We start from the raw sequence: 22,105 nt of genomic DNA on the forward strand, positions 1-22,105 counted from the left end.
GCCCGCGGGTGGCGGCCCAGGAGGGTTCGCCTAGTGGCCGATGGCGCTGGTCTTGAAAACCGGTAAGGCAGCGATGTCTTCGTGGGTTCGAATCCCACACCCTCCGCCCACCCGAACGCCCCGCCTGATCCACTCGGCTTCCCGGAAATCGGGGTGTCCGGGCGGTGCGGATGCCCCGGTTTTCTGGATGCCGGGCACGGCGGCGACCAGGAAGTCACGCCAGGTGCCCAATAGTCTCCCCAGTGGGTGACGCGGCGATGATCGTATCCGCGCGGAAGTCCCGGAGAGCGCCCAACCGGTCGTCGGCGGCCCCTCGACGGGGTAAGAAGAGGCGGAAAGCTCCGCACACCGGAAGGACGCGTCCCGATGACCCTGGAACGACCGATCGCCCCGGACCCGTACGAGCTGCTGCCGACGCTGCCCTCGTTCACGCTGACGAGTGACGACGTGCAGAACGGCGAGCCGATGGACGCCCGGCACGCGCATGGCAGCACCGGGGGTGACAACGTCTCGCCGCAGCTCACCTGGTCGGATTTCCCCGCCGAGACGAAGAGTTTCGCGGTCACCTGCTACGACCCCGACGCCCCGACCGGCAGCGGTTTCTGGCACTGGGTTCTCGTGAACGTGCCGGTCGAGGTCACGCAGTTGCCCAGCGGCGCCGGTGGGGCGGCCGGCACCGACCTTGGCGGGGCGTTCGCGGTCCGCAACGACTACGGCGACCAGGGGTACGGCGGGGCGGCCCCACCGGCCGGCGACCGCCCGCACCGGTACGTCTTCGCGGTGCACGCGGTAGATGTGGACCGCCTGGACCTGACCCCGGACGCGAGCCCCGCCTACGTGGGCTTCAACCTGACGTTCCACACCCTGGCCCGAGCGGTGATCCGCCCGACGTACCAGATCAAGGACTAACCCGTACTCCGCGATCTTGCACTTTCTGCCCCGACATTCCCGGGCACAAGGGACATTAGGGCGACAGAAAGTGCAAGATCGCGGGGGTGAGAGCGGGGGTCAGGACGGTACTCGGGCTACGGCGAAGACGGACTGGCCGAACGGGGGGCGCACCAGTTGCTCGGCGGCCTTGGTGGCGGGCAGCACGAGAGTGTCGTACACCTTGACCATCGGGCCCTCCTTCGGCATCAGCCGGAAGACCTTGGTGGCCATGAAGTAGCCGATCAGGCCCAGCGCGTTGGCGTAGTGGATCTTTTCGACGGTCAGCCCGGCCTCGGTCATCGCCGCGTGGAGGGTCTTCTTCGTGTAGCGGCGGACGTGCCCGGTGGCGACGTCGGCCGGGCTCATCGCGAACTGGAACGCCGGCACGATGATGATCACGGCACCGCCGGGTCGGACCAGGTCGCGCATGCTGCTCAGCGCACCCACGTGGTCCTCGATGTGCTCCAGGACGTTGTACGAGACCGCGGCACTGTAGTGGCCCCGGTCGCTGTGTGGCAGCAGCATCTGCCGGACGTCGATGTTGGGCCGGTCGGCGAGGCGCTCCTTGAGCTGCACCAGCCGGTCCGGGTCGGCCTCCGTGGCGGTGAACCGGGGCAGCAGCTCGGACCACTCCAGCGCGTAGTCACCGAGGCCGCTGCCGATCTCGATCGGGTCGTCGCCGAGGTGCGGCACGGCCAACTCGATGAACCAGCGCCGGTGGTTGACGGCGGTCGCGAGGCCTTCCAACACCTCGGACTGAACGCGCTGATCCCCAGTGATTTCTGCCATGCGTCGATTCCTCACCATATGAACTCGACCCGTGCCTGGACCGACAGAGTGAATCATCCGCTGGGACGGCAGAAGAATCGGGGCATCGGGGGTGGCCGAATTGTGGTCGGGGGTGGGCTCGTGATCGGCGGTCGGCGAACCCGGCACATAGTACGGCAGTACCCCGAAACATGTCACGGCAGCGCCACGCCCTGACTACCCTGTGAATTGTCATGACTACTCCTGAGCCGGCCGCGCCCAGCGGCAGCGACGGGCCGGCCGCCGCGTCGTCGGCGCGGGGGAGCCCTGGCAGCGCTCGGCCTTCCCGCCGGGGCAGGCGGACCGACCTGTTCGCCGTGCTGAGTTTCGTGCTTCTCGGCCTGTGGGTGACCGCTCGGCTCTGGTTGGATCCGGGCAGCGGCGTACGGGACAACAGGTCCGATCAGTCGCAGTTCGAATGGATGATGGCGCACGGTGCGCGAGTCGTGACGCACTTTGCGTATCCGTTTCATTCCAATCAGATGAACGTCCCGGACGGCGTGAATCTGATGGCCAATACGTCCGTATTATCCATTTCGCTGCCACTGACGCCCGTCACCCTCCTCCTGGGGCCACGCGTGGCATTCCTGGTCTTTCTCACCCTCGGCATGATTGCCACCGCCACCGCCTGGTATTTCCTGCTCTCCCGGGTGCTCATCGGCAGCCGCGGGCCGGCATGGCTGGGCGCCGGCTTCTGCGCGTTCGCGCCGGCCATGGTGTCGCACGCCAACGGGCACCCGAACATCGTGTCGCAGTTCGTGGTCCCGTTGCTCATCTGGCGCACCCTGCGCCTCGGCGACCCGGGCCGCTGGCTGCGCAACGGGATCCTGCTCGCGCTCGTGATCGTCTGGCAGGCATTCCTCAACCTGGAGATCCTGCTGATGACCGCGGTCGGGCTCGGCGTGATCGTCGGCGTGCTCGCCATCGGTCGGGCGGATCTGCGCTCCCGCGCCCGATCCTTCCTCGCCGGTCTCGCCGTCGCCGCCGGTCTCGCCGCGCTGCTCCTGGCGTACCCCCTCTACGTGCAGTTCTTCGGACCGGACGCGTACTCCGGGTTGTCCCGGCTGATCCGCGGCTACTCCAGCGACCTGGCGTCGTTCGTCGCGTACTCCCGGGAGGCGCTCGCCGGTAGCCCGCGTACCGCCGCGGGCCTGGCCAAGAACCCGACCGAGGAGAACAGCTTCTTCGGCTGGGCGCTGGTGGTGCTGGTGGTCGGCCTGGTCTGGTGGATGCGGCGCTCGGTCGTGGTGCTCGCGCTCGCCGGGCTGGGGCTGCTCTTCGCGGTGCTCTCGCTGGGTCGGGAGGTCCGCTTCGACAACCGGGGTACGGGCGTTCCGGGCCCCTGGGCGGCACTGGAGAACCTGCCGATCCTGCACTCGGTGGTGCCGACGCGGTGGGCGTTGGCGATCACCCCGATCATCGGACTGCTCCTCGCCTACGGCGCGGAACGCGCCCGCGCACTGGCCGACTCGCACCCGGCCGCCCGGGGGCAGATCCGCTTCGTCACCGCCACCGTGCTCACGATGGCCCTGTTGCCGATCGTCCCCACTCCGCTGCCGGTGACCCGTCTCGACCCGGTCCCCACCTTTGTGACAAGTGGTGCCTGGCGTCCGTACGTGACAGGTGGGCGCAGTGTGGTGACCCTGCCGCTGCCGGACACCACCTACGCGGACCCACTGCGCTGGTCCGCGCAGACCCGGCTGGACATGCCGCTGGCCCGGGGCTACTTCCTCGGCCCGGACACCCGCCCGAACGCCGAGGCCCCGCGTGTCGCACTGTTCGGTGCGCCACCCCGCCCCACCAGCACCTTCTTCACCACCATCCGACGCACCGGTGCGGTGCCGCCGATCACTCCGCAGGGACGGGTCCGCGCGGTCGACGACCTGCGCTTCTGGCGGGCGGGTGTGGTCATCCTCGGGCCGCACGAGCACGAGACCGCGCTGCGTCGGGGGATGACCGAGCTGACCGGGATCCAGCCGAGCTTCACCGGCGGTGTGTGGGTGTGGGACGTCCGGTCGTTGACCGACTGAGCCGTGCGGCCCGGCGCTCTAGCGGACGCAGCAGCCCTGGCAGACCTTCGGGCGGGGCAGGGTGAAGGCGAGGCAGCAGGTGCGCCGCTGCACGGTCGGCTCACCGGTCGACCCCGGCACCATTTCGACCAGATCGGCCAGGTCGAGCGCGCCGAGCAGGGTGTCGATGCTCTGCACCGTCGAGCCCGGCAGGCCGTCGGCGGCCCGCAGGAGGCCGTGTGCGATGCCGGAGGCGACCGAGCCGAGCAGCGTCCGGGTGCCCACCCGGACCTCCGACTGGATCGCCGTGATGAGCGGTGCGAGGTGGGCGTCGAGCAGGGAGGCACGCAGTGCGCCCAACAGCTCGGCCTCGTCGGCGACGACCCGCACCTGCGGCAGGCCGGCGAGCGCCAACGGGTCGTTCGGCAGCACCGCGACCGTGGTGCCACGACGCAGGCCCATGGTGAGCAACTGCCGGGGGTCCTCGAAGTGGATCAGCACGTCGGCCGGATCGAGTAGCGGCACCTGCCGGGCGGAGGCCCAGCCGAGCACGACCGGCAGCGCGGTCCAGTAGCTGTACGACTTCCAGGCCAGCGCGGCGCAGGCGTGCGGGGTGCCACCCCAGCGGACGGCGGCGCCGCGCAGCAACTCCGGCAGCCGACTGCCGTCGAGCAGGGTGGTGGCGGGCGCCCAGCCGAACTCGTCGTCGACGACCAGGCCCCGGGCCAGCCCGGGAACGTCGTCGGTGCCGAACATGGCCCGCAGTGCCGCGGTGACGGGGGCGAGCGGGGTGGCGACGGCGTCCCGCCTCGGCATCACCGCTGTCACCTGAGTCATCCCCCGTCTGCGTGACCGAGGTGTGCGCCCCGGCGGACGAACCAGTGCCGTCCTGAGCTAAGGCTAGCCTAACCAGCTCGTCGACCGTAAGGGAAGCCTCGCCTTGGTCACAGATGGCCGCACATCCGTCGGTGTGGCGCATCGCGTACTACCCGGAGTCGGCCCTGGGAAACGCCACCGCACGATTGATGGTCATCGGTGAATTGTCAAGCGGTGTGTCGAAAACATGCCAGATGCGTGTGTGCTCACGCACAGAACGTGAAACTTAATGCCCCGGCCGCGAGGAAGCTGATGACGACCTCACCCCTCGAACGGGCTGCCGACTCCTTCGCGGCCGAGCTCGCCCGCCAACGGACCGGGCGCGGGCTGTCCAAGAAACAACTGGCCGTTCTCATGGGGTTCGACCCGTCCTACGTGAGCCACGTCGAAGGGCGCCGGCACCGTCCGACCGAGGACTTCGCCCGCCGTGCCGAGGCCGTCCTGGAAGCCAACGGCGCGATCTGGCAGCGTTTCCGGGAGTACGACGACCTACGGCACGCCCGCAGCGGTCAGCCGCACCGCGAGTCACACCTGCCCGGGCAGTGGCTGCCGCCCGGCACCGGCCTCGTCGTGGAACGGGAGCTCGCCACCCTCACCCACACCGACGCCGGCTACCGGTGCGTCATCCACCGTGAGCTGTACAACGCCGGGACCGAGCCGGTCACCCGTTACCTGGTCCGGGTCGCCGTCGACCGCTACCCGAACGATCCCGGCCGCTCCAACCGACACCACCGGGAGCACCAGCTCACATTCGCCGAGCTGCAACTACAGGCCCGTCGGGACGACGGCAGCGGCGACCCGGAGCCGATGCACTGGCGAGCCAAGCACGACCGGGACGCGTTCAAGGAGATCTGGCTGCTCTTCGAGAACGGGGAACGGCGCTTCCCGCTCTATCCGGGCGACCGGGCCACCATCGAGTACGCGTACAGCGTCGGCCACGAGAAGTGGGGGCCCTGGTTCCAGCGGGCCGTCCGGCTACCCACCCGACACCTCGCCGTACGCCTGGACCTGCCCACGGCGCTCGACCCGCAGGTGTGGGGCGAGGAGACCTCGCTCTCCACGGAGGAGGGCCCGTTGCGGACGGCACCGCAGCGGCACGACGAGGGTGACCGGGCGATCTACGAATGGCAGACCGACGACCCACCCCTGAACGCCCGCTACCGGATGCAGTGGCGCTTCCGTGCCCGTCCGGACACCGAACCAGACCCCGGCCCCGGAGGTGTCCGGGTGCGGCCCAGCGACCGGATGCGCGGCCTCGGCATCGTCCAGCGCGGCGCCGACCTGCTCCGCCAACACACCCGCCCGTTCGACCTGCCAGCGGAGGAGCAGGTCGCGCGGGACGTCGTCGACCGGCTCACCACGGCCCTGGCCCGGCTCGACGAGCTGCACCCGTTCAACAAGGGAGTGGGCGTCGCCGCCCCGCAGTTCGGCATCGGTCGGGCCGCGGCAGTGGTGCGGCCCCCGGACCGGTCGGCCGAGCCGGTCGTGCTGCTCAACCCCCGGGTGGTCGACGCCGCCACGGACACCGACGAGCAGTACGAGGGTTGCCTGTCCTTCTTTGATCACCGAGGTCTGGTGCCCCGGCCGCTGCGCCTGGACGTGGAGCACGCCCAGTGGGACGGCAGCCGGATCATCACGTCGTTCGAGTTCGGCATGGCTCGGCTTGTCGCACACGAGATTGACCACCTGGAGGGTCGGCTCTACGTCGACCGGATGGCACCCGGCGTGCCGCTGGTGCCGGTCGAGGAATACCGCGAGACCGGGCACCCCTGGCGCTACTGACCAAGAAGGGACCGGGGCGCGTGCCCCAGGGGGCGGGGGCACGCGCCCCGGTGTGGGGGGAGGAACGTCTAGAGGTCACCGAAGGTGTCGTAGCGGATGTGCGGCGGCGGCACCTCGTCCGCGGCGAGCACCCGCAGGGTCGACCGGACCATCCGGGCCGAGCCGGAGACGTAGCAGTCGTGCGTGGTCCACGGGCCGTACCGGGCCACCACATCCGGGATGTCGCCCAGCTCACCGTCGAAGTCCGGGTCCTCACTGCACGCCGCGGTGACCGACAACCACGGGTGTGCGGCGACCAACTCCTGCAACGCGGCCAGGCCGTACAGGTCGGATGCCTGCCGGGCACCGTAGAAGACGTGCACCCAGCGGGCGCGGTTGCAGGTGGCCAACTCCTCCACCAGCGCCTTGATCGGTGCCAGACCGACCCCGCCGGCCACACAGAGGATGTCCCGTTCCGAGGAACGGTCCAGGGTCATCGACCCCATCGGCGCCGCCAGGCGGAGCAGGTCACCCGGCCGCACCCGACGCACCAGCGCGCCGGACACCCAGCCAGCCCCCGGCGACCGCACGTGGAACTCCAGCACGTTGTCGTCGTTCGGGGCGTTCGCCACCGAGTAGTTCCGCCACTCCCGGGGGTGGTGTCGTGGCACCTCCAGGCTGAGGTACTGCCCGGCCTTCCAGCGCAAAGGATGCTGCAACGCCCGGCAGGTCAGCACGGCGGTGTCCGGGCCGTACCGCTTGTGGGTCAGCACCTCGGCGTGCCAGAACGGCGGGCCGTCGTCGTCTGTCGCCCCGGCCACCATCAGCGCGGCGACCGCCCCGTACGCCTCCCGCCACGCCTGGTCGTACTCCAGGTTCCAGCCGTCGCCGGCGATGCCGCGCAGCGCGTCCAGCAGGGCGACGCCCATCGTCGCGTAGTGCCGCTCGTCGACGTGGTACTTCCGGTGGTCACGGCCCAACGACCGGAGGAACTCGTCGAAGCTCTCCGGGTCGTCGACCGAGTGGATCGCCGTGATGATCGCTTCCAGGAGCCGGTCGCCCTGGCCGCTCATCTGCACCGGGAAGAGGTGCCGCAGGGCGGGGTCGAGCAGGAACACCCGGGCGTAGAAGTGGGCGCTCAGTCGATCCCGATCGTCCTCGACCAAGGTCCAGCTCTCCTTCAGCAACCGTGCGAGGTTGTCCACGGGGCGCTCCTCCTCCAGTCGGCAGCGGATCGGGCGCCCATAGAATCTCCACGGAGAGTGTCGACCGGTCGCACAGAATGTGCGATCGGCTCATGCTGGCCGGTCAGCCGTGTCACCGGTTCCGCTCGTCGGGCAGAGTGGTGCGGTGACAGTTGAGCTGACCCGCCCGGTGTCCCGCCGCCTGCTGGGCACCGAAACGCTGCTGGTCCTTGGCCTGTCCCTCGGCCAGTCGGCGGTCTACGCGCTGGTCTCGATCATCGCGAAGTTGACCGCCGAGGGTCCGCTCTCCAAGCAGACCGCCTCGCTGAACACCTCGGCGTCGCCCCGACCCTGGCTGGACCTCACGTACCAGCTACTCGGCATCGTGTTCGCGCTGCTTCCGGTGCTGCTCGCCGTACACCTGCTCAGCCGGGACCCCGGCGACCCGGCGCGGACCCTCGGCGTGGACCTGCGGCGGCCCGGCCAGGATCTGGCCCGTGGCGCCGGCCTGGCCGCGCTGATCGGCCTACCCGGACTGGCGCTGTTCTTCGTCGCGGCCCAGCTCGGCCTCAACGCCACGCTGGTGCCGGCCGCACTGCCACCTGTCTGGTGGGCGATCCCGGTGCTGATCCTCGCCGCCGTGCAGAACGCCGTGCTGGAGGAGGTGATCGTGGTCGGCTACCTGGTCACCCGGCTGCGCCAGCTCCAGTGGCGGCTCGCCGCGATCATCGCGGCCAGCGCGCTGCTGCGCGGCTCGTACCACCTCTACCAGGGCTTCGGCGCGTTCGTCGGCAACGCGGTGATGGGCGTGATCTTCAGCCTCTTCTACCTGCGTACCCGGCGGGTGCTGCCGCTGATCATCGCGCACACCCTGCTCGACGTGGTCGCCTTCGTCGGCTACGCGTCGCTGCCCCGGGAGTGGTTCGACTGGCTCTGACCGGTCAGCGCGGCCGGTAGACCGCCACCGCCCGGGCCGCGAGCCGGTCGGCCGCCGCCGCGTCACCAAGCGCCGCCGCGAGCACCGCCGCGCCCGGCAGCAGCCGGGCCACCAGCCGCAACGCCACCCAACCACCGGCCTGCGCGGTGAGCGGCGCGGCCAACCGGCAGGCCGCCTCCGCGGCCCGCGGCCAGGCACCCTCGACCGGGTCGCCCGCCGTCTGCGCCGCAGCCAGGGCCTCCCGCGCGCTGGCCGCGTCCGGATGAACCTGGGTGAGCACCAGCAGCTCGACGGCCCGGTCGGGATGCGCGGGATCCTTGCCGTACACCGCAGCCAGGTGCAACACCAGGTTCGCCTGCGTCCACGACACCGAGGCCAACTCGGCGAGCGGCGCGAAGAACCCGGCCAGCGCGGTGGCGGCACCACCCGCGCCCGCCGCCCGCACGTACCGCCGGGTCACCAGCCGGGCCAGGCCGTCCGCCGGAGCGTCCGGATAGCGGACGCGCACCCGCGCGGCCCAGTCGGCCGCGCCGGGCCCGAGCGACCGCACCGCCGCCAGAGCCAACAGCTCCGGTGCGAAGCCCGGGTGGTCGAGCACGCGCGCGGCGACCGCGCGCAGCTCCGATTCCGGTGTACGCCCCGGCCCCCGGTCGACCAGCGCTGGGGCTGCCGTGGGTTGTGCTGTTGAGGTGGTTTCGTTGGGCGTGGCGCTGTGGGGTGGGGGCGCTGCGGTCTGCGGTGCTGGAGTGGTTTCCGAGGGTGGGGCGCTCTGGCGCGGGGTAGCGGCGCGCTTGGCCGCCGAGGCAGTGCGCCTGGCCGGGGTGACGGCCTGCGCGGTCGGCTCGGTCGCCGTCTTGCCCGTCTTGGCCGGCGCGGTCCTCTTGGTCGGGGCGGCCGTCTTGGTCGGGGCGGCCGTCTTGGTCGGCGTGGTGCTTGTGGTCGGTGCTGCCCTGTCGGTCGGGGCGGCTTTCTTGGCCGGCGCGGCGCTTCTGGTCGGCGCGGCCCGCTTGGTCGGGGTGGTCGTCGTGCTGGCCGGGGTTGGCGCTTGCCCGGTCGGGCCGTCCGTCGTGTCGGCGACCTCGGGGCCAGCCGGGGCTGTGGGGGTCGATGTCGCGGTCTTCCGAGCGGTGGCCTTACGAGGGGCGGCGCGGACCGTCGGCGTGCGTGCCGGCGGTGCGGTGGCTGGTCGCCGGCTGCCCGCCGGTGGGCTGCCCTGTCCGGCGGCCGCTGGGGTCGTTTCGGAAGGGCTGCCCTGTACGGCGGCGGGGATCGTTTCGGGTGGGCTGCCCTTTTCGGTGGCCGCTGGGGTCGTCTCGGGCGGGCCGGCCTGGTCGGCGGCGGGGAGGGCCTCGTCGGGTGGGTCGGCCTGGTCGACGGTGGGTGGGGCGCTCGGCGAGGGCGACGAGCGGACCGGCTGCCGAGGCAGCGGGCGGTCCGGCTCCGGTGGCTGGAAGAGCACCGCCGGGGCGGCCTTGGCCCGTCGAGGGCGCGGGCTCGCCGGAGCGGCTGCCGGTGGTGCCGCTGCCTCTCCAGGCTGCTCGGCGGCGGCCGGCGGCGTGAAGGTGGGCCGCGGGGAGCGCCGACGCGCCCGTTCAGCAGGCTCTCGACGGGTCGACTCGCTCGGCGGCTGCTCCTGCATATCGATGGAGCGTAGTCCCGATCACGCCGCCGCACAGCGTCGAAACACGGGGGCGGGCGGCCGCGGTGGGCGTACCCCGGAAGTCGTTTTGCTCCCGGTGGGGGGCGACCTGTATCCTCGGGCGCGGTGGTCTGCGGATCACCGGGGAGACTTCGCCTAGTCTGGTCTATGGCGCCGCACTGCTAATGCGGTTGGGGTTTTAAAGCCCCTCCCGGGTTCGAATCCCGGAGTCTCCGCGCGAAAGCCGGGTGTGTAGACTGGCTGAGCACGAGCGCCCGTAGCTCAATGGATAGAGCATCTGACTACGGATCAGAAGGTTAGGGGTTCGAGTCCCTTCGGGCGCACAAATGGCCTCCGAACTACGGTTCGGGGGCCTTTTGCTTGTCTCCTGGTGGACGCATGCCGCTCCTGCGCCATCTGACTCTGACGCGGCTCGGCGTGCCCACCGATTCGCCGCCGTTCGTCGACACCGCCAAGGTTCGCGGACCGCAGCCACCCGACGATCAGCCTGGGACGCGCCCCGGGTCCTGTGGCGGTTTCCCCGGGGCGGGGAGCGGTGCCGAAGAGCCACGTTGCGATGTGGGGACGTGCACCCTAGCGTGTGTGACATAGATGCACACGAGTCAATGGTCGGGGGGACGTAAATGCGCGCGATAGCCGCTGTCGTTGTCGCTTGCCTTGCCCTGACCGCCGCCCCAGCGTCGGCGGCCAGCGGGACGACCCTCGCGTGGCGGGCCTGCCCAGGTGTCGATGACACGCGCCTGCGCTGCGCCACCATCCAGGTGCCGCTCGACCATGCGCGGCCAGCCGGCCCGACGATCGACATCATGATCTCCCGGCTCCCCGCGACCGACCCGGCGCTTCGCCGCGGTGTGCTGATCACCACGGGTGGCGGGCCGGGTGGTGCCGGTGTTCCCGAGCCGCTGAATCTCGCCGCCGTCGTCGATCCCGCGGTGCGCGCCCGGTACGACATCGTCGGGTTCGACATGCGCTTCGTCGAACGCAGTACTCCGATCACCTGTGGCCAGCCGGAGGAGGAGCCGGGCGGCTACTGGGTGCGCACCTCGACCTATCAATCCCTGAACGACACCGCCGCCGAGGCCCGCGGGTACGCCCGGGCCTGCGCCCGGCACGCCGGCTGGGCACTGCCGTTCGCCACGACCGCACAGGCCGCCCGCGACATGGACGCCATCCGGGCACGCCTGGGCGAGCGGAAGCTGTCCTTCCTCGGGGGCTCGTACGCGGCGATGCTCGGCGTCGCGTACGGCACCCTCTTCCCGCGCCGGGTGGACCGGTTCGTGCTGGACAGCCCGGTCAACTACGACCTCGCCTGGCGCCCCTACGAGCTGGGGCGGCTCCCGGCCTTCGAGGAGAACCACGCCGCCTTCACCGGGTACGTCGCCGACAACAGCGCGGCGTTCGGGCTCGGCACCACGCCGGCCGAGGTCGCGGAGACCCTGAGCCGGGCTTTCGCCGAGGCGGCGGTCGAGCCGATCGTGGCCGGAGAGCACGCCTGGACCGCCGGCGAGCTCGGCTCCCTGACGGTCATCGCGACGTACTTCGAGCAGCTGTGGCCGGTGGTCGCGACCAACCTGGCCGCCATCCTCGCCCACACCCCGCCGCCGATTCCACTCGACCCACGCCCGGCGGCCCTGCCCGGGACCCCGGGTGTGCCGGCGGACAACCACACAGCGGTCAACATGGCCTTCCGCTGCGGCGACAACGCGTGGCCGCGCGACCTGGCGACCTACCGCCACGACCTGGCCCGCCTCGGCACCCGCTATCCCGTCTTCGGCCCGTCGATCGCCAACCTCAACCCCTGCGCCTTCTGGTCGGTCAGCCAGGACAACACCCCGCCGCTCGCCAGCAACCGGGCACCGGCGGCGCTTGTCGTCGCCGCACTGCGCGACGCCTCGGTGCCGCCGGCCAACTCGATCGCGACCGCCCGGGCCATCACCGGCTCCCGGCTGGTCACCGTCGACAAGCAGACCCACGTGCCGCTGCTCAGCGGTCAGGCCAACGCCTGCCTGACCGGCACGGTCACCGCCTACCTGGTGCACGGGCACCTGCCGAAGCAGAACACGGCCTGCTAGGGCCTGTTTCACAAGGACTGGCCGGCCTGCGGCGGGCCCGGACGACGACCGGCGGCGTTGTGGCCTCGTCCAGATACAACACCGGTATCCGGACGAACCCGCGCCTTGCCGGATCGCCGCCCGGACTCCGCCTCGGCTCGACCGCCCTTGTGAAACAGGCCCCAGGCCGCGTTTCAGAGGTGGGTGCGCTGCTGCCTCGGGCCCGCCGGCAGGGAACTGGTCGTCGTCGCCGGCACCGCCGGCTACCTGCTCTTCCGGGTCCTCGTCCGCGTCGGCCCCGGAGGGCCAGGCCCACTCCACAACCATCTTTATATTTCAGATTGTCGATGTTAGCGTTAACTTACATCGTCGTCTGCCGGCCTGCATGATCCTCGGCGGAGGACCTGTGGGATCGGAGAACGCTCATGACCACATCCGGCAAGGTTCTTCGCGTGCGCCCGGTGGCAGCGGTAACGGTGTGCGCCCTCGCCGCCGCCGTCTCGATGGCCTCTGCCGCGTCCGCGTCCGCGTCCGCGACCATCACCGTGGCCGCCGACGGCAGCGGCAACTACACGACCGTGCAGGCGGCGATCGACAGTGTCGCGGCGAACAACGGCGCTCCGGTCACCATCACCATCAAACCCGGCACCTACCGGGGTGTGGTCACCATTCCCGCCAACAAGCCCCACCTCACGTTGGCCGGCGACGGCGGCTCCGCCGCCCAGGTGGTGATCGTCGAAGGGCACGCGTCCGGCCAGACCAAGCCCGGCGGCGGTACGTACGGCACGTCTGGCAGTGCCTCGGTCTTCGTCAACGCCAACGACACCACGATCAAGAACCTGACCATGTCGAACGACTTCAACGAGGCCGCCAACAACCTCGACGCCGAGCAGGCCGTCGCCGTCAACACCTCCGGCGACCGGGTGCAGTTCGACAACGTCCGCATCCTCGGCAACCAGGACACCCTGCTGGTCAACGCGCCAAGTGTCAGCTCGGTCCGGCGACTCTACGTCCGAAACTCCTACGTCGAGGGTGACGTCGACTTCATCTTCGGGCGGGGCACCATGGTCTTCCAGAACGGCACCGTGCACTCGCTCACCCGGGGCTCGTCGTCGAACAACGGCTACATCACCGCCGCGGCCACCGACATCAACAACAAGTTCGGCTATCTGTTCTGGGGCACCACGCTGACCAGCAACGCCCCTGCCAGGACCGTCTATCTGGGTCGGCCCTGGCACCCCAGCGGCGACGTCAACGCCCGCGGTCAGGTCCTCTACCGGGGCGTCGCGATGGGCGCGCACATCCGCACCGACCCATGGACGGACATGTCCGGCTTCTCGTGGCGGACCGCCCGGTTCGCCGAGTACAGCAGCACCGGTCCCGGTGCCGGCGTCAACGCCAACCGCCCCCAGATGAGCGCCTCCACCGCCACCCAGTACACGCCCACCGCCTACCTGGCGGGTAACGACGGCTGGAACCCCATCCGATGACGACGATCCGGTCCTTCGAGCCTGGTCACCGTCCCGTGCGCCCGCGCACCCGACTCGGGGCACTCACGAACGCGTTGGCAAAGACGCGTACCGCGGCGCTCATCGCCGTCGCGGCCGGGGTGCTCGCCGCAGGACTGCCGGTCCTCAGCGCCCAGGCCGCGGTCGGTGACGGCACGCCGACCGACTCGAACATCAGCTTCGTCGGCCGGTGGAACAAGACGAACGCCTCGGCGTACGTGCCCTACTGGGCCGGCGCGTACCTGCGGGTCGGGTTCACCGGCAGGACGGTGAAGCTCAGGCAGCGCAACACCATCCAGCTGTGGGCCAGCATCGACGGTAGGCCGTTCACGTCCTTCACCGGCTCCGGCACGATCAACCTCACGCCGACCGCGCTGGCGGCCGGCGACCACACGTTGATCGTCAGTTACCGGCAGGTGGCCGGCTCCTACACCGGAGACGCGGTCTTCCAGGGGCTGACACTGGATTCGGGCGCGCGAACGTTCAAGCCGCCGGCCCGCCCCAAGCTCGTCGAGTTCGTCGGTGACTCGATCACCGCAGGTGCCACGAGCAGTCAGCTTGCTGTGACCGACTACGCCTTCAAGGTCGGTGAGAGGCTCGGCTACGACCACACCCAGATCGCGATCGGCGGCATGTGTCTGGCCGAGACGACCGATGGATGTTGGGCACAGTCGACGCGCTACTGGATGTCGTCCGGTGGCCAGGCCGGCACCGACCAGTGGGACTTCTCCCGCTACACGGCCGACGGCGTGGTGATCAACCTGGGGACCAACGACAAGAGCCGCGGCGTGAGCGCCGCGTCCTTCCAGGCGACGTACACCACCTTCCTCACGAGGATCCGGGCCAGGTTTCCGAACGCCAAACTCTTCGCCATGCGGACGTTCATCGGTCGTTATGCGGCGGAGACGGAGGCGGCGGTGCGGGCACGCAACGCCGCGGGAGACGCCAACGTGTTCTACGTGGACACCACCGGCTGGCTGCCGTCCGGCGGTCTGAGCGACTCGGTGCACCCGAACGACGCGGGCCACCAGGCCATCACCGACCGGCTGGCCCCGGTCCTCAGCGCCGCACTGACCACGACCCCGTCCCCCACGCCCGCGCCGACCAGTGCCGCGCCAACGACGCCCGCGCCGACCAGTCCCGCGGGCGGAGACTGCGCGGTCGCCTACCGCAAGACCAGTGACTGGGGTACGGGTGCCCAGTTCGACGTGACGCTCAGCAACACCTCCACCGTCCCGGTCGACGGTTGGACACTGACCTGGTCCCTGCCGGGCAGTCAGCGGATCACGCAGTCGTGGAATGCCACAGTCACCCAGTCCGGTGCGGCGGCCACGGCGGTCAACGTCTCCTGGAACGCGGTGATCCCGGCCGCCGGCTCGACAAGCTTCGGATTCGTCACCGACAGCCCGCTCGTCGGAGCGACAGGTTTCGCCCTGAACGGCTCCCCGTGCACCGCCGCCACCTGACGGCGAGCGTCTCCGACCAAGGCAAGGAGTGACCCGATGAAGGTTCGCCGATCGCGTCCCGTGGTCCTGGTGGCGACGGTCCTGACCGTCGTGGCCGGCGGGCTCGGCATCGCCACCGCCCAGGCCGCCACCCCGGCCTGCGATGTCGCCTACCGGGTCACCAGCCAGTGGACCGGCGGGTTCGGAGCCGATGTCGTCGTCACGAACCTCGGTGACGCGGTTACCAGCTGGGCCGTGGGTTGGAGCCTCGCCCCCGGGCAGGGCGTGACACAGGCGTGGAACGCCGCAGTCACGGTCACCGGCACGGCGGCGACCGCCACCAACGTGAGCTACAACGGTGCCCTCGGCACTGGCGCCTCGGTCAACTTCGGCTTCACCGGCACGTGGAGCGGTAGCAACCCGGTGCCGTCGTCGTTCTCGTTCAACGGCGTCACCTGTGCCGGCCTCCCTACAGCGACCCCCACCGCGCCGACGTCAACGCCGACGCAAACGCCGACGTCAACACCAACGCCGACGGCAACGCCCTGCACCGGACCGAGCACGCCATCGGCGACCCCTTCCACGTCGCCGACACCCGCGCCGATCAAGGTGTGGATGGCCGGCGATTCCACGATGATGAACGCCAGTTCCTGTCCGATCGGCTGGGGCAGCCAGTTCGCGTCCTACCTCACGTCGGACGTCACGGTGCAGAACAGCGCCGTCGGCGGTCGCAGCATCCAGACGTGGCTGTACGAGGGCAATGTGACCTCCACCAAGAACTCGGCCGGCGAGTGCACCCTCAGCTCGACTGCCTACAGCGCGCGGTGGGCGGCGATGCTGAACACCGACAGCGGCTTCAAGGCCGGTGACTATCTGATCATCCAGTTCGGCATCAACGACGGTGACTCGGCCTGCCCGCGGCACGTCGGCACCAACCGCTTCAAGGAACTGCTCGGCGTCATGGCTACGGCTGCCAAGGCCAGAGGCGTGAAGCCGATCTTCGTCACCCCGGTCGCGGCGATCACCTGCAGCGGCAGCACCGCCGTCGGCAATCGCGGTTTCGTCACCGAGACGACGGCTGCGGCCGCCGCCAACGGCGTACCGGTCATCGACCTGCACGCGAAGAGCGTGGCGCTCTACAACACGCTCCGGCTGTGCCCGAACAACGGTAACTACTCGACGGGCGCGGTCGGTGCGTTCTTCTGCAACGACCACACCCACTTCGAGGCCGCCGGGGCCAGACAGATCGCCGGCCTGATCGCCACCGCCCTCCGAGCGCAGAACATCCCGCTCGCCGCCCACCTGAGGTGACAGCCACCCCTCCAGCCACGCGACCGGGCCGCACGACGTGACCCGGCCGCACGACGTGACCCTGCCATCATCGGGGCCATGAGCGACTGGGAGCAGTTCCTCCCCGTCACCGTGGGAGGCAATGCCTACGAGTTGCTGGCCTGGGGATCACTGCACGAGGTCTGACCTGTCGAAACGGCGGTCGGGCCCTTTGGTTTTCCGTCCCTTGTGGTCGGCCGGGTGCTCGGTGGGTGCTCCTGCGACGAGCACCCCTCGCGTCCGGGCCTGTCCGGTGGGCGGTTGTCGTGTCCGGCTGGGTTTTGATCATGGTTTGGCGCGCCGACCCTGACGCCCGGATCCTGGGACGGCTTCTCTCGGCAATCTGCCACGCAATCCAGGCTGGTTCGCGGCATGTCGAGCTGTTTGGGGCGGGGCCGGTGTCCGGGCAATCCGTCGCGTTCGTTTTCGGCTAGTGTCACGTTGCCGTGAGGGACGTGTAGCGAACGGTGATCGCCGCCTCCGGTGATGGCGGAGGGCACCAGGTGAGTGACGAGCGAACCGGGCGGCGTCGGCCAGCAGCGGGGTGAACCGCTGCACCCATCGGTAGACGGTGACGTGATCCACCTCGACACTGCGTTCGACCAGCAGCTCTTCCACATCCCGATAAGAGAGGTTGAACCGCAGGTACCAACGGACCGCCAGCACGATCACCTCGGGTGGGAACCGGACCCCCACGAATGCCGACGACGGCGGAGACCAGGATCGGACCCGAGACTACGACCTCACCGGGTAAGCAGATCACACCGGCCAAGCCGTAGTCGATCATGCTTGCACCCAACGCAACAGACCCGCCTCGACACGCCCCGTTACGAGGACGGCACGCGGGCCGCTGCTACCGGTTCCTTCGGCTCGGCGGGGGTGCCAGCGCCGACGGCTCCGGTCACCCCCCAGACCGCTCCCGCCAGCACCACGGCACCACCCGCCACCTGCAACGGAGTTATCGCCTCACCGAGGAGCACCCAGGCCGCGCCGATGCTGACGACCGGCTCCACCATGCTCATGATCGATGCCCGGGTGGGGCCGATGACGGCCATGCCCGCGAAGAACGCGCCGATGGCCACCACGGTGGACACCACGGCGACGCCGACGATCGGTAGCCAGGCAGAAGCGGGGAAATCGAAGTGCAGCTCGCCAGTGCCGGTTCCGGCCACCAGGAAGGAGGTACCCGCGAAGGACGCGACGAAGGCGCTGGTGGTCAGCGGCGGCAGGTCAGCCGAGGTTCGGTCACCCACCACGATGTAGACCGCGTAGACCCCGGCGGCACCGACGGCGTACAGCACGCCGACCAGGTTGACGGCGGCGCTCGGCCGGCCCAGCACCAGCGCCATGCCGGCCAGGGACAGCAGAATCGCGACCACCCCCGCCAACGGCGGCCGGTACCGGCCGAGGGCGCTCGACAGCAGCAGCACGAACGCCGGGTACAGGTAGAGCAGCAGCACGGCGAGGGCCGGCGAGATGTGCTCCACCGCGGAGAAGTAGAACAGCGACTGCAACGCGTACAGCACCGCGCCGAGCAGCAGCAGGGCGCCGAGATGCCGGGCGGTGACGCGCCGGGGCAGCCGACGTCTGATCGCGAGGTAGCCGAAGAGCAGCGTGGCGGCAACCGCGAACCGCAGGAAGAGAAGCGTCGAGACGGTGAGGCCGGCGGAGTAGGCGTACCTGGCGAAGACTGGCATCAGCCCGAAGCCCGCCGCGGACACCGCTACCAGTGCGCTTCCCCGCAACACGGTGCGGCTCATCGCAAGCTCCTCCCAGGTAGCGCGGCACACTCTTCCTCGACCACTGCGGCAAAATCCCTGGGATGCTCCAGGGGGAAAAGATGGCCACCGGAGAACGACCGGAACCGATACGGCCCGGAAGTGTACCTGTGCCACTGCCGCAGCGCGGTCGCCGAGGTGAGCGGGTCGTCACGGCCGTAGAGCACGAGCAGCGGGCAGTCCAGGGGGCGCCGGTCCTCGGGACCGGGGACCACGGTGGGTGACCACGGGCAGCGGGACGACTGGTGTGGTTCATGCGCCGAGCAGCAGCGCGGCGACCGCGTCCGGGGCCTCGCGCATCGCGTCGTGGCCGGTCGGCAGGTCGTGGACCTGCCAACCGGGCTCAGTGCTGAGTCGAGCACGGAGGTCAGCGAAGGGCGTCCGGTCCCAACCGGAGCAGTAGACGAACTCGCGTGGGGTTCTCTCTTCTCTTGAGCTGCGCATCGAGGTACGCCGCATCGATGCCAGGTGGCTCGGTCCGGCGTCCTCCGCGGCGCGGAACCACGGCCCGAGGATAGTTTCGCCGGGCCTGGCGTGGGTGGACGGCATCGACGGAGTTTGGTGGGTGGGCGATAGGCTGCGGGGCGGCGTCCGAGTGACCTAAGGGGTACGGGTGATAGGCGGAACGGCTCGCGGGGCGGTCGCTGTCAGCGGGCAATCGACGTGAGCGACGGCCTGCGTCCGGGCGACCCGACCCACCTCGGTGGGTACGACGTGCTCGACCGGCTCGGCGATGGTGGCATGGGCACTGTCTTCCTGGCCCGGTCCCCGCAGGGGCGGCGGGTGGCGGTCAAGGTCGTCCGTCCGGAGTTCTCGCATGACGAGGAGTTCCGTGGCCGGTTCCGCAGTGAGGTGAACCGTGCCCGCCAGGTTCCACCGTTCTGCACCGCCGAGGTCCTGGACGCCGACCCGGACCACAACCCGCCGTACCTGGTGGTGGAGTATGTCGAGGGCCCCAGCCTGGCCCAGGTGATCCGGGAGCAGGGGCCGCTGGGGGCCGCGCAGTTGCACAGCATCGCGGTCGGGGTGGCTACCGCGCTCACCGCCATCCATGGCGCCGGGGTGATCCACCGGGATCTGAAGCCGGCAAACGTGCTGGTCGCTCCGGGTGGGATCAAGGTCATCGACTTCGGCATCGCCCGGGCGTTCGAGGCGACGAGCCAGCACACCCGGACCAACCAGGTGGTCGGGACCGTCTCGTACATGGCCCCGGAGCGGTTCGATGCGACGTCCGGCCACCCGGTGGGCCCTCCGGCGGACATCTTCGCCTGGGGTGCCCTCGTCGCTCACGCCGCGACCGGCCGCAACCCGTTCGGGGGCGACTCCCCTACCGCCACCGCGATGCGCATACTCACGCAACCGCCGGACCTGACCGGCCTCGGCGGTACGTTGCGGGAGTTGGTCTCGCGGGCCCTGGAGAAGGATCCCGCTGCCCGGCCCACCGCCCGGGAACTGCTCGACGGACTGTTGACCGTGGCGGATCAGGGGGGTGCCGCCCGGTCGGCCCAAGATCTGGCGGGGATGTCGACGGTGCGGATGGCGCGCGCTGGCGGTGGTGCTGACCGGGGGCGGCGTTCGACATCGTCGGCCGGTCGCGCGGGCTCGGGGCGGCGTGGCTGGCTCATTGCTCTGGGGTCGGTCGCCGCGGTGATCGCGGTGCTGGTGCCCGCCTTCCTGTTCGGTCCGCACCTGCTGAACAACCAGGCCAAACCCGACCCGACCGGCTCGACGGCGGCGGGGAGCCCGGCAGCGGGCGGAGCGTCGGCCGCCGCGTCCACGCCGGCAGCGGCTCCGACGACCGGGTCACCGTCGGCCGCAGCGGACCCCACCGAGGCCATCCTCGCCGGGCAGCGACGAATCCTGCTGCACGTGGTGGAGATCGACCGTGACCTGTCGCTGCCGTCGGACGGTGAGCTTGGGGTCGGCGACGGGACCGGTAAGGAGGCGCTCTTCGTGCTCGAACCGGTAGGCGTCGACTTCATGATCAAATCGGTGAACCCGGAGATCGCCCACCGACCGTGCCTCGGCGTCAAGAGAGACGCGGAAGGGGAAAAGTCGCTTGTGGGAGCCGACTGCCGGCCGACCAAGGCGACCCTGTTCGCGATCTCCCGTGAGGGCAAGGACGACAAGGGGCGCCCCTCCTACGCCTTCCTCAACGACGAGTACGGCCCGGTGCAGTGGAGCCCGACCAGGAAGGAGATCTTCGTCGAGTTTCTCGGTGACGCCCCGCTCGACACCACCTTCAGTCTGGTCGACCGGGGCGCGGTCTGACGACGGGGGAAAAACCCGACCGGGTCGCCGAGAGGCGGCGTCGCATGTCGCCATTGCCGGCATTGGAACTCCGGCGCGGAATGGGCGGCCGTCGGCCGGTTCGGCCCGGCCTCGGTGATCTAGAGTTCGCCGCGGTCGTGCAGCCAGTCGAAGATCAGCCCGTCCACCGTGGATGACTTCTCCTTGTCGGAGTAGTCGAGCCAGGACATCTCCTCGATTTCCGAACCCGGCGTGAGGTCACCCTTGTAATCGGCGCGATAGCAGGTCATCCGGACGATGACGCCCTCAGACTTTCCGTGCGCCTGGGCCTCGAAGACCTTCATCGGCTCGATTGATTCGCTGATCAGCTCGACGCAGAGCTCTTCTCGGATTTCGCGCTTGAGGGCCTCGTGGTCCGTCTCGCCCTCTTCCCGCTTGCCGCCCGGAATGTACCAGGCATCCTTGCCGTACGACCTGGTGCTGAGGATCTTGCCCTCTGTCACGTGCACCCACGCGAGCTTGTCGATGACCTTCATTCTTGCCTCTCGCCCATTTGATCGACCATTGACTTGATGCGGTCGCGGTGGGCACAGCATTGTGCAAGCACAGTTGTCGAGTCAAGGGGACGCGCGGCGGGCACGGATCCGCCACGGTCGTCAGCATGATCGGCTGCCACAATGGCGGAAAAGTCATTCTTGACCTTGATGTGCTGCTGGATCAGTGCCGGCTCGGCGGCGAATTCGGTACACAGCGCGGCCCAGTAATCGAGCAGGCCACGGAGGTGCTCGGCCGGGGAAAACCCCCGCAGGCCGCCGTCGTAGACGACACATCGTTCCAGTAGGGCGATCGGGTCGTGGACGGAATCGGCCCGGAACTCCGGCGCCAGCACACCGTCGCGGCGGACGAAGTCCGTCTGGTCGAGGTGGAAGGCCAGTCCGTACGAGCTGCGGTAGAGGCCGAAAAGCCCTTCGAGCGCGACGACGGTCAGCCGGGTCGCCGGATTCGTCAGCGCCAGTTGGGCGGCCAACTCGTCGAGTCGCCGTACCGCGTCGACGGTGCCGATGACGACCACGACGACCCGGGGCGGCAGCAGCGGCGGTTCGGCGGCCGCGAGGAGTGAGATCGCGTTGTCGAGGGTGCGGCCGGTGGCCGCGATGTCGCCAATGCAGAGCACGCCGGACCCCACCAGGTCGAAGCGACGGTAGTCGTCGCCCGTGACAACCGGCCGTCCCCGCTCTACGCTGCGCTGGCTGCTCAGGAAGCTGACCCGGCACGGGCGTCCGGACAACTCCTCCAGCACGCCGTGCAGCCCGAAGTTGAGCCCGCCGCGCAGGATGTAGAGCACGTCCGCGGGCGTCGCGGCGAGGGCCTCTGCCAGGCTGGCGTCATGTCGGAGCAGCGCACCCAGCGCCTCGACGCAACAGCGTCGAAGAAGGTCCTGGAAGGCCGCACCGACCACCGTGGCATCGCGCAGCAGACGGCGACCCGACGGGCACGAGAAGACGTACGTCTCGGGTCGTCCCGCCCAGTCGAGTTTGTGCAGGCCCGCCGCCCCTACCGGTACGAGTCGCATCAGCGCG

Annotated in this window: 17 protein-coding genes, 3 tRNA genes and 1 pseudogene; 12 read left to right on the forward strand and 9 right to left on the reverse strand. The window is 70.0% G+C overall.

Annotation, left to right across the window (positions count from 1 at the left end; genetic code table 11):
- Positions 1-19: 19 nt before the first annotated feature.
- Both ACGFIW_RS30100 and ACGFIW_RS30105 read left to right on the forward strand, forming a co-directional pair.
- Positions 20-106 (forward strand) — tRNA-Ser (locus ACGFIW_RS30100).
- A gap of 260 nt (positions 107-366) precedes the next feature.
- On the forward strand, positions 367-909 hold the full coding sequence (locus tag ACGFIW_RS30105) for a YbhB/YbcL family Raf kinase inhibitor-like protein (protein WP_393322845.1): 543 nt from the start codon (positions 367-369) through the stop codon (positions 907-909).
- 99 nt (positions 910-1,008) lie between these two features.
- On the opposite strand, the gene ACGFIW_RS30110 is transcribed toward ACGFIW_RS30105, so the two are convergent.
- Positions 1,009-1,719, reverse strand: coding sequence for a class I SAM-dependent methyltransferase (locus ACGFIW_RS30110; protein ID WP_393322848.1), 711 nt, complete (start codon positions 1,717-1,719; stop codon positions 1,009-1,011).
- A gap of 212 nt (positions 1,720-1,931) precedes the next feature.
- Here ACGFIW_RS30110 and ACGFIW_RS30115 point away from each other — a divergent pair, with 212 nt between their 5' ends.
- Positions 1,932-3,767, forward strand: coding sequence for a hypothetical protein (locus tag ACGFIW_RS30115; RefSeq protein WP_393322851.1), 1,836 nt, complete (start codon positions 1,932-1,934; stop codon positions 3,765-3,767).
- Between the two features lie 18 nt (positions 3,768-3,785).
- On the opposite strand, the gene ACGFIW_RS30120 is transcribed toward ACGFIW_RS30115, so the two are convergent.
- On the reverse strand, positions 3,786-4,562 hold the full coding sequence (locus ACGFIW_RS30120) for a hypothetical protein (protein ID WP_393322947.1): 777 nt from the start codon (positions 4,560-4,562) through the stop codon (positions 3,786-3,788).
- A 312-nt stretch (positions 4,563-4,874) separates the two neighbouring features.
- On the opposite strand from ACGFIW_RS30120, the gene ACGFIW_RS30125 reads away from it, so the two are divergent.
- Positions 4,875-6,404, forward strand: coding sequence for a peptide deformylase (locus tag ACGFIW_RS30125; protein WP_393322854.1), 1,530 nt, complete (start codon positions 4,875-4,877; stop codon positions 6,402-6,404).
- 68 nt (positions 6,405-6,472) lie between these two features.
- Here ACGFIW_RS30125 and ACGFIW_RS30130 read toward each other — a convergent pair whose 3' ends face one another.
- On the reverse strand, positions 6,473-7,588 hold the full coding sequence (locus tag ACGFIW_RS30130; RefSeq protein WP_393322857.1) for a globin domain-containing protein: 1,116 nt from the start codon (positions 7,586-7,588) through the stop codon (positions 6,473-6,475).
- Between the two features lie 145 nt (positions 7,589-7,733).
- Between ACGFIW_RS30130 and ACGFIW_RS30135 the strand changes: the two genes are divergently transcribed.
- A complete protein-coding gene (locus ACGFIW_RS30135) occupies positions 7,734-8,504 on the forward strand; it encodes a CPBP family intramembrane glutamic endopeptidase (protein ID WP_393322860.1) in 771 nt (256 codons plus the stop codon).
- A 4-nt stretch (positions 8,505-8,508) separates the two neighbouring features.
- On the opposite strand, the gene ACGFIW_RS30140 is transcribed toward ACGFIW_RS30135, so the two are convergent.
- Positions 8,509-10,143 (reverse strand): hypothetical protein, encoded by a 1,635-nt coding sequence (locus ACGFIW_RS30140; protein WP_393322863.1) that lies wholly within the window; start codon positions 10,141-10,143, stop codon positions 8,509-8,511.
- A 145-nt stretch (positions 10,144-10,288) separates the two neighbouring features.
- Here ACGFIW_RS30140 and ACGFIW_RS30145 point away from each other — a divergent pair.
- The 6 genes from ACGFIW_RS30145 (at position 10,289) to ACGFIW_RS30170 (ending at position 16,479) form a co-directional block, all read left to right on the forward strand.
- Positions 10,289-10,379, forward strand: a tRNA-Ser gene (locus ACGFIW_RS30145).
- A gap of 35 nt (positions 10,380-10,414) precedes the next feature.
- Positions 10,415-10,487: transfer RNA gene (locus ACGFIW_RS30150), tRNA-Arg, on the forward strand.
- 483 nt (positions 10,488-10,970) lie between these two features.
- Positions 10,971-12,236 (forward strand): alpha/beta fold hydrolase, encoded by a 1,266-nt coding sequence (locus ACGFIW_RS30155; protein WP_393322866.1) that lies wholly within the window; start codon positions 10,971-10,973, stop codon positions 12,234-12,236.
- 440 nt (positions 12,237-12,676) lie between these two features.
- Entirely contained in the window at positions 12,677-13,705 is a 1,029-nt protein-coding gene (locus ACGFIW_RS30160; protein ID WP_393322869.1) for a pectinesterase family protein, read from the forward strand.
- Complete coding sequence (locus tag ACGFIW_RS30165; RefSeq protein WP_393322872.1) at positions 13,702-15,189, forward strand: cellulose binding domain-containing protein; 1,488 nt, start codon at positions 13,702-13,704, stop codon at positions 15,187-15,189. Before ACGFIW_RS30160 ends, ACGFIW_RS30165 begins: the two co-directional genes overlap by 4 nt.
- A 36-nt stretch (positions 15,190-15,225) precedes the next feature.
- A complete protein-coding gene (locus ACGFIW_RS30170) occupies positions 15,226-16,479 on the forward strand; it encodes a cellulose binding domain-containing protein (protein WP_393322875.1) in 1,254 nt (417 codons plus the stop codon).
- A gap of 519 nt (positions 16,480-16,998) precedes the next feature.
- On the opposite strand, the pseudogene ACGFIW_RS30175 reads toward ACGFIW_RS30170, so the two are convergent.
- The 3 genes and pseudogenes from ACGFIW_RS30175 to ACGFIW_RS30185 all read right to left on the reverse strand — a co-directional run.
- Positions 16,999-17,193 (reverse strand): annotated as a pseudogene (locus tag ACGFIW_RS30175) (IS6 family transposase); the annotation flags it as partial.
- Between the two features lie 131 nt (positions 17,194-17,324).
- On the reverse strand, positions 17,325-18,257 hold the full coding sequence (locus ACGFIW_RS30180; protein WP_393322878.1) for a DMT family transporter: 933 nt from the start codon (positions 18,255-18,257) through the stop codon (positions 17,325-17,327).
- 270 nt (positions 18,258-18,527) lie between these two features.
- On the reverse strand, positions 18,528-18,824 hold the full coding sequence (locus tag ACGFIW_RS30185) for a hypothetical protein (protein WP_393322882.1): 297 nt from the start codon (positions 18,822-18,824) through the stop codon (positions 18,528-18,530).
- Positions 18,825-18,938: 114 nt separating this feature from the next.
- On the opposite strand from ACGFIW_RS30185, the gene ACGFIW_RS30190 reads away from it, so the two are divergent.
- Entirely contained in the window at positions 18,939-20,546 is a 1,608-nt protein-coding gene (locus ACGFIW_RS30190) for a serine/threonine protein kinase (RefSeq protein WP_393322885.1), read from the forward strand.
- Positions 20,547-20,665: 119 nt separating this feature from the next.
- Here the strand turns inward: ACGFIW_RS30190 and ACGFIW_RS30195 are convergent, their stop codons facing one another.
- Both ACGFIW_RS30195 and ACGFIW_RS30200 read right to left on the reverse strand, forming a co-directional pair.
- Positions 20,666-21,061, reverse strand: coding sequence for an NUDIX domain-containing protein (locus ACGFIW_RS30195; protein WP_393322888.1), 396 nt, complete (start codon positions 21,059-21,061; stop codon positions 20,666-20,668).
- Entirely contained in the window at positions 21,058-21,984 is a 927-nt protein-coding gene (locus ACGFIW_RS30200) for a hypothetical protein (RefSeq protein ID WP_393322891.1), read from the reverse strand. Before ACGFIW_RS30200 ends, ACGFIW_RS30195 begins: the two co-directional genes overlap by 4 nt.
- Positions 21,985-22,105 lie beyond the last annotated feature (121 nt).

Origin of the sequence: Micromonospora sp. NPDC048935 (genome assembly GCF_043197875.1) — a bacterium.
GTDB lineage: Bacteria > Actinomycetota > Actinomycetes > Mycobacteriales > Micromonosporaceae > Micromonospora.